The sequence below is a fragment of the Rhodococcus sp. BS-15 genome (assembly GCF_000813105.1).
Taxonomy (GTDB): Bacteria; Actinomycetota; Actinomycetes; order Mycobacteriales; family Mycobacteriaceae; genus Rhodococcoides.
The window spans coordinates 1-11068 of sequence record NZ_BAOX01000162.1 but is presented as its reverse complement, the minus strand read 5'-3'; the positions used below and the strand labels follow the sequence as shown (position 1 = coordinate 11068).

Below are 11068 nucleotides of genomic sequence, written 5' to 3'. Positions count from 1 at the left end.
TCGGCCGCCAGGTCGAACCGTGCGCCCGCAGCTTCGAGCGAGGTGATCGCCGCGCGTCCGCCGGCGACGATGGAGCGCACCGCGTCCTCATCGCACAAACCGGCACCGGCAACGCAGGTGTCGGCCACATGCGATTCGATCGAATCCTCGAGTTCGGGACCGACGACCGCGATCCCGCCCTGGGCGTACTGCGTCGCCGTGTCGGTGGACTGCCCCTTGCTGACGGTCATCACCCGGAGGCCGCGAGCCGCCGCGGTGCGGGCCGCGGTCAGTCCGGCAATTCCGCCGCCGACCACGACGAGATCGGCCGCGGTTTCCCATGCGACCGATGGATTCACTCGCCGCCGCCCGGGGTGCCGATCTCGATCATCCGCTGCACCGACTTGCTCGCGATGTGTGCGGTCTCGAGGTCGACGTGCACCTCGTCGCGCCCCTCGACGAGGCAGCGCAGCAAGGCAGCGGGGGGTGATCATCTTCATGTAGCCGCACGATGCGCGGTCGTTGACGGCGAGGAAGTCGACGTCGGGTGCCGCCATCCGCAGCTGATGCAGCATGCCGATCTCGGTGGCGACCAGAACCTGCTTGGACGCGGTGGTGCGGGCAGCGTCGAGCATGCCGCCGGTGGAGAGAATCTTGACCTTGTCCGCTGGTACAAATCCCTCGCCTGCGAGGTACAGAGCCGATGTTGCGCAGCCGCATTCGGGGTGCACGTACAGCTCTGCATCGGGGTGGGTGCGAGACTTCTCGGCCAACTCGTCGCCGTTGATACCGGCGTGCACGTGGCATTCTCCGGCCCAGATGTGCAGGTTCTCGCGCCCGGTGACGCGCTTGACGTGCGCGCCGAGGAACTGATCGGGCAGGAACAGGATGTCGCGGCCCGGATCGATCGACTCGACCACCTCGACGGCGTTCGACGAGGTGCAGCAGATATCGGTCAGCGCTTTGATCTCGGCCGTGGTGTTGACGTACGAGACGACGACGGCCTCGGGGAAATCTGCCTTCCATTCGCGGAGTTGCTCGGCGGTGATGGAATCTGCGAGGGAGCAGCCGGCGCGCTGGTCCGGGATGAGGATTGTCTTCTGCGGGCTCAGGATCTTGGCCGTCTCGGCCATGAAGTGCACTCCGCAGAACACGATGGTGTCCTCGGACACCTCGGCTGCCATCCGCGAGAGCGCGAGGGAGTCGCCGACATGATCGGCGACATCCTGGATCGCAGGCAGTTGGTAGTTGTGTGCGAGCAGAGTCGCACCGCGCAGATCGGCGAGCCGTCGGACCTCGGCGGCCCATTCCGGTGTTGCCTCGACTCCCCCGTAGCCACCTGCTCCGTCGACGATGTCGCGAACTCTGGCGAATGCCGAGTCGAGGATGTTCAACCGGGTAGCGCTGCTGGTCATGACGGTTCTCCTTCACCGATCATCCGGTCGTCGGTGACCGAATTTCCTCCGAGGGAGTTTTCGACCTATGATCGAAAACATGATTCATCGTAGCACCGTCCACGAAGTACTCATTGCGGTGTTCCAAGTTCGAGCCTTTTCCGACCCCGACGCCCCGGAACTGGCGGTGCTGCTGTGGCAGCGCGCTCTCGATCCGGAGGCCGGCACCTGGTCGCTGCCCGGTGGCACCCTGCGTGGCGACGAGAATCTCGCCACGTCCGCGCGCCGTCAGCTCGCCGAGAAGGTCGACGTGCGCTCGGTGGCGCACCTCGAGCAGTTGTCCGTCTTCAGCGAACCCGAACGCGTACCCGGCGACCGACGGATCGCGTCGACCTTCCTCGGCCTGGTGCCGATCTCGACAGAACCGACACTGCCTGCGGACACGATGTGGCACCCGGTCTCGGCACTGCCCGACATGTCGTTCGATCACGGAACCGTCGTCGCGCACGCGAGACATCGACTGGTCGCGAAACTCTCGTACACCAACATCGGATTCGCACTCGCACCGGTCGATTTCGCGATCTCGTCGCTGCGCGAAATCTACGGTGCCGCACTCGGATATCAGGTCGATGCCACCAACCTGCAGCGCGTACTGAGCCGGCGTGGCGTCATCGAACCCACCGGACGACGCGCGCCGTCGGGCAAGGCAGGTGGCCGACCGCCTGCACTGTTCCGCTTTGCCGACAACAGCATTCGAGTCACCGACGAGTTCGCCGCACTGCGCCCGCCGCAGACGTGAACGGCTGCGGTCAATCGGCCCGATTCGAGTCGAACGACGGTGGCGGCGGCGGTGGGAAGAACTCGACATCGAGGTCGTCCGGTTCGGGATCGGTGTGTTGCAGATTGTCGTGGGGATTCATCGCCGCCAGCAGCAGCATCACCAGCGATGCTGTCAGCGCCTGAACGATCAGCACCAGCGGAGTCTCGATACTCGGCGCAACAGTGACGATCGACCCGACTGCAGGGTCGATGGCCTTCGGAAACCGAAGAGCAGCAATTCCGTTGCCCACCAGGATCGCAGCGACCGAGCCTGCGAGAGCGCCGACGAAGACGGCACCGAACAGCCGCGGACCTCGTTCCGACCTCCAGAGCCAGAACCGATCGGGAGGACGAGACCGAGGGCCAAGGACACGAACGAGAACAGCGCGAGGCCGTCGAAGCGGTGCAGACTTTCCCCGGTCAGGGCCGCCCCGCGGTCCTGCGCCACCACGAGCAGCTGCTGCGCCGGTGCCAGGAACCCCCACAGCATCCCGCCCAGGGCCGACACTGCCACCGAGATTCCGACAACCACCGACAGCACACGACCGGTGCTGCTCCGCGGTGGGACTTCGACAACGTCCGACATGACCACCTAACGCCTACCCGTCGCGGTCGAGTCGACGAGGCCGTGACGCGAGCACAGCGACGTCCACCCGTCGGGGATGATCTGCACCACCATGCGGCGGCCGCATTCGGCGCAGAACCGCGGCGGCTCCAACCCGAGCCGGACGGCGACCGACAACGAATCCGCGCCCACCTCGGCTCCGGCTTCGACAGGCCGACCGGTGTGCGGGTCGTAGTGGGTCTCGCTCGTCATTCGACCCACCCTAATACGCCCATCAGATAGTCGAGTTGAGCGCTTTGATCGGCATCTGCAGCTCGCCGAGAAGATCGAGATCCTGTTCTGCCGGACGACCGAGCGTCGTCAGGTAGTTGCCGACGATGACCGCATTGATGCCGCCCAGAATTCCCTGCTTCGCACCCAGATCACCGAGGGTGATCTCGCGGCCTCCGGCGAATCTCAGAATGGTGCGCGGCAGAGCGAGACGAAACGCAGCGACGGCGCGCAGAGCATCCGACGCCGGCAGCACGTCGAGGTCCCCGAACGGGGTTCCCGGCCGGGGGTTGAGGAAGTTCAGGGGCACCTCGTCGGGTTCGAGTGCGGTGAGGTCGGCCGCGAACTCGGCCCGCTGCTCGAGTGTCTCCCCCATGCCGAGAATTCCGCCGCAGCACACCTCCATGCCTGCCTCGCGCACCATCCGCAGGGTGTTCCACCGCTCCTCCCAGGTATGGGTGGTCACTACGTTCGGAAAGTACGAGCGAGAGGTCTCGAGATTGTGGTTGTAGCGATGCACACCGATCGCCGCGAGCTGATCGACCTGATCCTGATCGAGCATGCCCAACGAACAGGCGATATCGATCTCGACCTCGTTCCGAATGGCTTCGATACCTGCGGCGACCTGCGCGAGCAGCCGAGCGTCGGGTCCGCGCACCGCAGCGACGATGCAGAATTCCGTCGCTCCGGTCTTCGCGGTCTGCTTCGCAGCTTCCACCAGCGACGGGATGTCGAGCCACGCAGCGCGAACCGGGGAAGCGAAAAGCCCGGACTGCGAACAGAAGTGACAGTCCTCGGGACACCCGCCGGTCTTGAGACTGACGATTCCTTCCACCTCGACCTCGGGCCCGCACCACTTCATCCGCACCTCGTGGGCCAAGAGCATCGTCTCCTCGAGACGGTCGTCACCGAGCTCGAGAACCTCGAGAACCTGAGATCGATCGAGCGCGATGCCGTCGCCGAGCACCTGTGTACGCGCCGTATGCAAAATGTCCATTCCGGGTCCCCTCGTAGTCGAACGGCATCGCCATTGAACACCGTTCAAGTTGAACGGCGTTCACGTTAGGCGCCGCGCTCGGCTACTGTCAAAGCGACGAGGCGTCGAACCACTTGGGGGAAGTAAGTGCAACTGAACAGGCAGGACGTCCTGGACGGCGCAATCGCCATTCTCGACGAGTACGGCCTGGCAGACCTGACGATGCGGCGTCTGGCGACGTCCCTGCACGTCCAGCCGGGCGCGCTGTACTGGCACTTCCCCAACAAGCAGACGCTGCTCGGTGCCATCGCCGACCACATACTCTCGGGTGCCGATGCACCGTCCACCGAGGATTCGTGGGACGCACAGATCGCGCAGATCGCGCACCGATTGCGCGACGCCCTTCTCTCCCGACGCGACGGTGCCGAATTGGTGGCCGCGACCTACGCATCGAGCTGACCACCAACCACATTCGCGAACGTATCGCCGCCGTGTGCATCCGAGCGGGACTGCCGCGCCGCGACGCGGAACTCACCGCCGACACGTTGCTCTACTACATCCTCGGTCAGACCGTGGACGAGCAGGCGCGACTCCAGATGGACTCCGCCGGAGCCCTCACGCCCGACGCGTCGCCGCTCTTCGAAAGTCCAGACCCGACGAGCAGATTCGATTTCGGACTGAAGCTCTTCCTCGACGGAGTACGCCACACTGCGGCCGACCGCATCCGCCGCTGATCGGTCAGAATTCCGCGAAGACGATGCGCTCGCTCCCGTTGTCCAGGGTCATGGTGCCGTTTTCCCGAGACCACTGTGGTGTGGAAGTCAGGAACGCCGACAGCCACCGATCCTGCTCCATCAGCGCCTCCGGGCAGGCCATCCGCGTCGACCCGAGAGAGTCGATGGTGATCCTGCCCTGCGAGGTGTCCACGGTGCCGAACAACCTGTTGCACCCTGCTTCGGCCGAGATTCGGTCGTCGACGAATTCGAGCCCGACCGTCGTTCCGGCGACCGGCGTGTAGGAGTCGGGTGCGTCGACCGACGAGTACGTCTTGCCTGCCGGGAATTCGCCGTACGAGTCGGCACACCCGGACGCCACCACACTCGCACCGAACGCGAGTGCGGCCAGCGCGCGGCGTGCGTCAGCCACCGAAAATCGGCCCCAAACCGGCCGCACCGGCATTTCCGCGGGACGCGAACGGGTTGTCGTGCACCATGTATGTCCAGGTCGATGTCGGTCGATGCAAGCCGGCTTCGTCCAGATCGATTCCGTCCGAGGTGATCTCGGCCGACTCGAACGTAACGTGCGAGAGATCCATCGCCTTGGAGGACACCGTCTTGAACGCCTCGACAGCGATCCGGTGATACTCGTCCAACGGGTTCTCCCGCCCCAAGGCACGCAGGTGAATGCTCTCGCGCACGTCGGCGAGGTGCGCCAGGTAGTCCGACCACGACCGATCGAGGTGGTACAGGACGATCTGGCGGGCGACCTCGACCAGAGTCTCCTCGGACACGGTCTCGCGCAACTCCTTCGAGCGCGACGGTGCGTGCTGCTCGAGCAGCGTCAACGCCTCGTCGGAGTCGAGCAACGTGGCCCGGCGGCGATCGAGGATCTCACGGTGCTGAGCCGTCAACTGGTTGTAACGCCACGTGCGCGAATGTATTTCGAGCATCTGTCCCTCGGCGATGCGTTGCGCATGATCGACGCGGTCGGCCGCAGCAGACGAGGTGAACATTCCGCTCTCGTCGATGCCCTTCGGTGCATCCTTGTCGCCGATGTTGTTCTTGACGACGTCGTCCTCCCAGCTGCCGAAGAACAGCGAACGGCCTGGATCTCCCTGCCTACCTGCACGCCCTCGCAGCTGATTGTCGAGCCGCTCGGTGGTGTGGCGACCGGTGCCGAGAACGAACAGTCCGCCGAGCTCGGCAATCCGTTCGCGATCGGTGCCGTCGGGACCACCGAGCTTGATGTCGGTTCCGCGTCCGGCGATCTGCGTCGATACCGTCACCGCGCCGTGTACGCCCGCCGCCGCGATCACCGCCGCCTCCTCGGCGTCGTTCTTGGCATTGAGCACCACCACCTCCACGCCCGCCGCAGTGAGCGTCTCGGCAAGCGCCTCGGACTCGGCGACATCGTGGGTGCCGATGAGAATCGGCTGACCGGTCTCGTGAATGTCCTTCACCTGCAGCGCAATTGCGGCGTTCTTGTGCTCGATCGTGTCGTACACACGGTCGTCTTCGTCGACGCGCACCGTCGGCACATTGGGCGAAATGACCGAGACACCGAGGCCGTAGAACGTGCGGAGCTGCTCCCCCGCCGCCATGGCGGTGCCGGTCATACCGCACACCGTTGCGTATCGATTGATCAACGCCTGCACGGTGATCGTGTCGAGAATCTCACCGGTCTCGGTGGCGGCGAGCCCTTCCTTGATCTCGACCGCGGCCTGCAACCCGTCCGGCCAGCGCTGCAGTTCGGCCACCCGGCCACGCGAGGCGTTGATCAGCTGCACTCGGCCGTCACGGACGATGTAATCGACGTCGCGCTGGACCAGCACCTGGGCGTGCAGTGCCACGTTGACTGCCACCAACGTCGTCCCGACGTGATGCTCGGAGTACAGGTCGATTCCGCCCAGTTCCTTCTCCATCCGCAGCGCGCCCTCGTCGGTGAGGAACACGTTGCGTCCTTCGGCATCGGTGTCGAAATGAACACCCTTGTCCAACAACCGGACTGCGTCCATGACCGTCGATGTCGAGACGTCGCCGGAGACCGAACCGGCCAACACCAGCGGAACGAGCGCCTCGTCGACCAGCACGGAGTCGGCCTCGTCGATCAGGGCAACGTCCGGCACGGGTGCGACCAGATCGTCTCGGTCGTTCACCAGATGATCACGCAGAACATCGAAACCGATCTCGTTGACCGAGGCATAGGTGATGTCGCAGGCATAGGCGGTGCGACGCTCCTGCGGCGTCGACGACTCTCCGATGGAACCGACAGTGATGCCGAGGGACTCGAACAGCGGACGCATCCATTGAGCGTCACGTTGCGCGAGAAAGTCGTTGACCGAGATGACGTGCACCGAACGCCCGGACAACACGTATCCGACGGCAGCGATCGCGCCGGCCAACGTCTTGCCCTCGCCGGTTGCCATTTCCACCACGTCACCGGCGAGCAATCGCACGGCACCGTGCAGCTGCACATCGAAGGGCCGTAGCTTCAGGGCACGCTCACTCGCCTCGCGCGTCAAAGCCAGATACCGCGGAACATCGAGACGGTCGGCGTTGTCGACCCGCAGTGCGGTCGCCTCGGTCGCCAACTCGGTCTCGCTCAGGGCAGCTGCCCACTCCGCATGCTCCTGGGCTCGGTCGACGCGTCGACGCGAGGTGCTCTGCGCCTTCTGCGCGGAGCGGCCGAGTACACGCCAGAATCGGTCGGAGCCCAAAGCCATCTGTTATCCCTACCTGAGAAAGAAAAACCGTTCCCAACCACAGTACCGAGTGCGGCTCCGCCCAGCTCTAGGCATCGAGCGGCGTCGTCACCGCGATCCGGCGCGTACCGTCGCCCAGCGTCACCACCTGATAGGCGTTGCGCTCGGCTCCCACCGGCGAACCGTCGGAGTCGAGGTTCTCCAGCAGAAGATGCCCCACCCAGATACCCGGCACCTCTGCCTCGGTGACGATGTCGCGGGCCCGCACCCCCTGTATTCCGCGCGACCGATAGTAGGTCTGCCCCTGCCGAAAGAACTCTCGGGTCTGCTGCGGCTCGGCGATCGCCGCACAACCGCGCGCCGTGACCGCCAGAGCCGGATAGTTGTAGATCTCGGCAAGGCCGTCCAGATCACCCGAGGTCAAGTACCCCGTGTAGCGAGCGAAGAAGCTGTCGATCGATTCGGTGTCAGGTGTCATATCGACAACGGTAGGACCCATTCCCGTCAGGCCGGCGTCGGGAATCGAGAAGAATTCGGACGGTGCCGAAGGAAAATTCACCCCAGTCGCTCGACAGCGCGCTCACCCTGCGCCGTGTCGCGCGTCAGCAGCGGATCGTCGAATGGCTGGGGTCGGCGGCTGCGCCGTTGACCTCACCCGAACTCGCGCAGAGGCTCCGGGTTTCCGTGCGCACCGTGGAACGCGACCTTGCCCGGTTGCGTGAGTCCGGGGTTCCTCTCGATGCGGTGCCGGGTGTGCACGGCGGATCTCGACTGGCGGGTGTCGCCGCACCCCGGCCGGTGCGGTTGACAGCCCCCGAGATAGCAGCTCTCATCGCCAGCCTCGCCGCTCTGGGACCCAGCGAAACCGACAGTGCCGCATCGGCAATGAGCGCTTTGATCGAGGCATTGACCACCGACTGACCGCGAAACCTGGACAAACCGACGCGTTCGCATTACCGTCTTCCACTAATCAACTAGTGAAAGGGTCTTGATGATCGCGTATCGCATCGATCGTCAGTCCGGCATCCCCACCTATGTCCAACTGATACTGCAGACCAAACAGGCCCTGCGCCTCGGATCACTCGCTGTCGGCGACAAACTCCCGACGGCGAAGGACGTGGTCACGGCACTCGCCATCAACCCGAACACCGTGCTCAAGGCCTACCGCGAACTCGAACGAGAAGGCCTCGTCGAACCACGGACCGGATCTGGAACCTTCGTGGTCGCCTCGCTGGCGAAACCCGGCATGGCCGAACGATCGGCACTCGAGGCCGAACTCGGCCGTTGGATTCGCCACTGTCTCGCAGCGGGACTGGACAGACCGGACCTGGAAGCGATCGTCGCCGCTGCCCTCGACACACAATTCGACCGACCCGAAAGAGAAGAATCATGACCGACGCGGTTCTCACCATGGACGAGGTGGTCAAGTCGTTCCGACGCAAGACCGTACTCGACCGATGCTCGTTCGCCGTCGAAAGAGGAAGCGTCACAGCATTGGTCGGGTCCAACGGTGCAGGCAAATCGACTCTGATGTCGTTGGCCGTCGGACTGCTCGCACCGGACGCCGGAACCGTCCGAGTTCTCGGTGAAGTGGTGGGCCAAGGCGGGATCGCTTCCGGCCTGTCCTATCTCGCCCAGCACAAGCCCCTGTATCCCAACTTCACCGTCGACGACATGCTTCGATTCGGCCGAAACACAAACGTGCACTGGGACGATGCCTACGCCGCCGAGTTGGTCGATGCGGCCGGAATCTCCGTCTCGGCGCGAGTGAAATCACTGTCTCCCGGCCACCGCACCCGCGTCGCCCTCGCACTCGCGTTGGGACGACGACCGGAAGTACTTCTGCTCGACGAGCCTCTCGCAGACCTCGATCCCGTTGCCCGACGCGCCGTGGCCCGAACACTGATGCGCGACGCAGCAGAAAACGGCACCACCATCGTGCTCTCCTCGCACGTGCTGTCCGAACTGGTCGACGTGGCCGATCGGCTACTCCTGTTGCGCGACGGCAGAATTCGACTCGACGGCGAACTCGACACCATCACGGCCGAGCACTACCTCCTCATCGGTGACACCGAAGCCGAACCCACCGTCGACGAAGGAACCATCGTTTCGGACGTATCCGGCTCCAGCGCCGCAGTATTCGTTGTGCACGGCACCCGACCGGAGGCGACGCGACCAGGCTGGACTGTCGAAGACGCCACCCTGGACGACGTCGTGCTCGCCCACCTCGGAGCGGCGGTGGCGGCATGATCTGGGTGACGTGGAGACAGTTCCGCACAACGATTCTGCTCGGGGTGCTGAGCCCACTGTTGTTGGCGGCCATCACGATTGCGATCACACTCTTCGAAGGCGGCGTTTTTCCCACGGCTTCCCTGACTGGATGCTTGTCGTTCGACGCCACGGAGTGCAGGGCGGAAACCGCACAGACTGTTGCGATTCTGCTGACCGTCGTTCTACCGGTGGCGCTGGGTGCCTTCGTCGGAGTAACGGTATTCTCCCGTGACCTCGAACGTCGAACACACGTCCTCGGATTGACCCAGTCGGTCAGTCGACGGCAGTGGTACATGACGCGTGTCGCCGTGGTGTTCTTGCCCACGGTCCTCTCCATGATCGTGCTCGGGTGCTCGTTGTACTGGGCCAAGTACCAGACCGTGCCTGATGAGTTCGCCGTCTCGTTCGGCGGATACGATTCGCGCCTCGAGTTTCCGGTCTTCGGTGCAACCGGGTTCGTCGCAGGTGGGTACACCGCCGTCGGACTGATGTTTGGCGCGGCATTCGCTCTGACACTCCGAAACACAGTGGCAGCTATGGTAGGGACCGTAATCGCCACCTCGCTGCTGATCGCGGTATTTCCCACGCAGATCAGGCAGCATTACGCGGCTGCGTCCGTCGAGGAGCTGACCCTGGAACAAAAGAGCAACGAGATGTACGGCGGCGGTACCCCCGACTTCTCTCTGCCACTCGACTCGAGTGATCTTTTCTATGCGCGTTGGGTTTTTTCGACCGACTATGTCGATTCGAATGGACAACCCGTGGCGATCGACTGGCAGCAATGCGCCCAACTCGAGAACCGTCGAGACATGAGCGAATTCGAGACGGTCGCCGAGTACGAGGAATACTCGAACGGGCTACTCGAGCGGATCAAGGCACTACACCTTGACTGCTTCCGCAGTCAGGGTGCCGAGGCCTTCGAGACGAAGTACCACGAGGATCGGCTGTTCTGGCGATTCCAGGCGATCGAGACGGCCCTGACCCTGGTGATCGCTGCTCTGTTCGGTGGGCTGTCGCTGCTCCTGGTTCGGCGACTGCGGCCGTGATGACAGGTTCGCCACTATGCGAAGCGGCGGGTGACAACCAGATTCAGAGTTGCGCAACCAACGCAGGCAATCCCGTCGCGGCCGTGATGCGCCACCGGTGATCGGCCATGTCCGAGACCTCGGTCTCGACCGGGTTGATCTCGACCACCGTTGCTCCGGCGCTGCGGGCGATCGCAGGCAGCCCGGCGAACGGATAAACGACTCCCGATGTGCCGACGACGAGAACCAGGTCGGCCGCGCGAACCGCGTCCTCGGCCGCCTCCCACGCGGCCTCGGGCAGCGATTCGCCGAACCACACCGCCCCCGGCTGATCAATCCACCGCACAA

Annotated in this window: 14 protein-coding genes and 2 pseudogenes; 6 read left to right on the top strand and 10 right to left on the bottom strand. The window is 64.4% G+C overall.

Annotation, left to right across the window (positions count from 1 at the left end; all coding sequences use genetic code 11):
- The coding region (locus tag RHBS_RS17320) for an FAD-binding protein (RefSeq protein WP_237669325.1) at positions 1 to 296 on the bottom strand (296 nt) is incomplete at its 3' end.
- Between the two features lie 38 nt (positions 297 to 334).
- A pseudogene (gene nadA / locus RHBS_RS17315) lies at positions 335 to 1394 on the bottom strand (quinolinate synthase NadA).
- 79 nt (positions 1395 to 1473) lie between these two features.
- Here nadA and RHBS_RS17310 point away from each other — a divergent pair.
- Complete coding sequence (locus RHBS_RS17310; RefSeq protein ID WP_121872363.1) at positions 1474 to 2172, top strand: NUDIX domain-containing protein; 699 nt, start codon at positions 1474 to 1476, stop codon at positions 2170 to 2172.
- A gap of 10 nt (positions 2173 to 2182) precedes the next feature.
- On the opposite strand, the gene RHBS_RS30785 is transcribed toward RHBS_RS17310, so the two are convergent.
- Genes RHBS_RS30785 through bioB form a run of 4 tightly spaced genes read right to left on the bottom strand, consistent with a single transcriptional unit; the run spans position 2183 to position 4024 of the window.
- Positions 2183 to 2347 carry a hypothetical protein gene (locus tag RHBS_RS30785; protein WP_237669323.1) on the bottom strand — a complete coding sequence of 55 codons (165 nt, stop codon included), beginning with the start codon at positions 2345 to 2347 and terminating at the stop codon, positions 2183 to 2185.
- Positions 2341 to 2778, bottom strand: coding sequence for a hypothetical protein (locus tag RHBS_RS17305; RefSeq protein ID WP_237669321.1), 438 nt, complete (start codon positions 2776 to 2778; stop codon positions 2341 to 2343). Before RHBS_RS17305 ends, RHBS_RS30785 begins: the two co-directional genes overlap by 7 nt.
- A gap of 6 nt (positions 2779 to 2784) precedes the next feature.
- The gene (locus tag RHBS_RS17300; protein ID WP_121869654.1) at positions 2785 to 3009 is read right to left on the bottom strand and encodes a hypothetical protein; all 225 of its coding nucleotides are present in this window, start codon (positions 3007 to 3009) and stop codon (positions 2785 to 2787) included.
- 22 nt (positions 3010 to 3031) lie between these two features.
- A complete protein-coding gene (bioB, locus tag RHBS_RS17295) occupies positions 3032 to 4024 on the bottom strand; it encodes a biotin synthase BioB (protein WP_121869653.1) in 993 nt (330 codons plus the stop codon).
- A gap of 126 nt (positions 4025 to 4150) precedes the next feature.
- Between bioB and RHBS_RS17290 the strand changes: the two are divergent.
- Positions 4151 to 4737, top strand: a pseudogene (locus tag RHBS_RS17290) (TetR/AcrR family transcriptional regulator C-terminal domain-containing protein).
- 4 nt (positions 4738 to 4741) lie between these two features.
- Here RHBS_RS17290 and RHBS_RS17285 read toward each other — a convergent pair.
- The 3 genes from RHBS_RS17285 to RHBS_RS17275 all read right to left on the bottom strand — a co-directional run bounded on the left by RHBS_RS17285 (position 4742) and on the right by RHBS_RS17275 (position 7902).
- Positions 4742 to 5149 (bottom strand): META domain-containing protein, encoded by a 408-nt coding sequence (locus tag RHBS_RS17285; RefSeq protein ID WP_183130132.1) that lies wholly within the window; start codon positions 5147 to 5149, stop codon positions 4742 to 4744.
- Positions 5142 to 7445, bottom strand: coding sequence for an accessory Sec system translocase SecA2 (secA2, locus tag RHBS_RS17280; RefSeq protein ID WP_121869650.1), 2304 nt, complete (start codon positions 7443 to 7445; stop codon positions 5142 to 5144). The genes RHBS_RS17285 and secA2 overlap by 8 nt, the downstream gene beginning before the upstream one ends.
- Before the next feature lie 67 nt (positions 7446 to 7512).
- Positions 7513 to 7902: a hypothetical protein gene (locus tag RHBS_RS17275; protein ID WP_121869649.1), complete on the bottom strand. Its 390-nt coding sequence runs from the start codon at positions 7900 to 7902 to the stop codon at positions 7513 to 7515.
- A gap of 62 nt (positions 7903 to 7964) precedes the next feature.
- On the opposite strand from RHBS_RS17275, the gene RHBS_RS17270 reads away from it, so the two are divergent.
- From RHBS_RS17270 to RHBS_RS17255, 4 genes are all read left to right on the top strand, one after another.
- Positions 7965 to 8345, top strand: coding sequence for a YafY family protein (locus RHBS_RS17270; RefSeq protein ID WP_237669320.1), 381 nt, complete (start codon positions 7965 to 7967; stop codon positions 8343 to 8345).
- A gap of 70 nt (positions 8346 to 8415) precedes the next feature.
- Positions 8416 to 8817, top strand: coding sequence for a GntR family transcriptional regulator (locus tag RHBS_RS17265; protein ID WP_121869647.1), 402 nt, complete (start codon positions 8416 to 8418; stop codon positions 8815 to 8817).
- Complete coding sequence (locus tag RHBS_RS17260; RefSeq protein WP_121869646.1) at positions 8814 to 9674, top strand: ABC transporter ATP-binding protein; 861 nt, start codon at positions 8814 to 8816, stop codon at positions 9672 to 9674. Before RHBS_RS17265 ends, RHBS_RS17260 begins: the two co-directional genes overlap by 4 nt.
- 5 nt (positions 9675 to 9679) lie before the next feature.
- The gene (locus tag RHBS_RS17255; protein WP_145977536.1) at positions 9680 to 10741 is read left to right on the top strand and encodes a hypothetical protein; all 1062 of its coding nucleotides are present in this window, start codon (positions 9680 to 9682) and stop codon (positions 10739 to 10741) included.
- 43 nt (positions 10742 to 10784) lie between these two features.
- On the opposite strand, the gene RHBS_RS17250 is transcribed toward RHBS_RS17255, so the two are convergent.
- Positions 10785 to 11068: Sir2 family NAD-dependent protein deacetylase (locus RHBS_RS17250; protein ID WP_304627320.1), on the bottom strand; the 284-nt coding region annotated here is incomplete at its 5' end.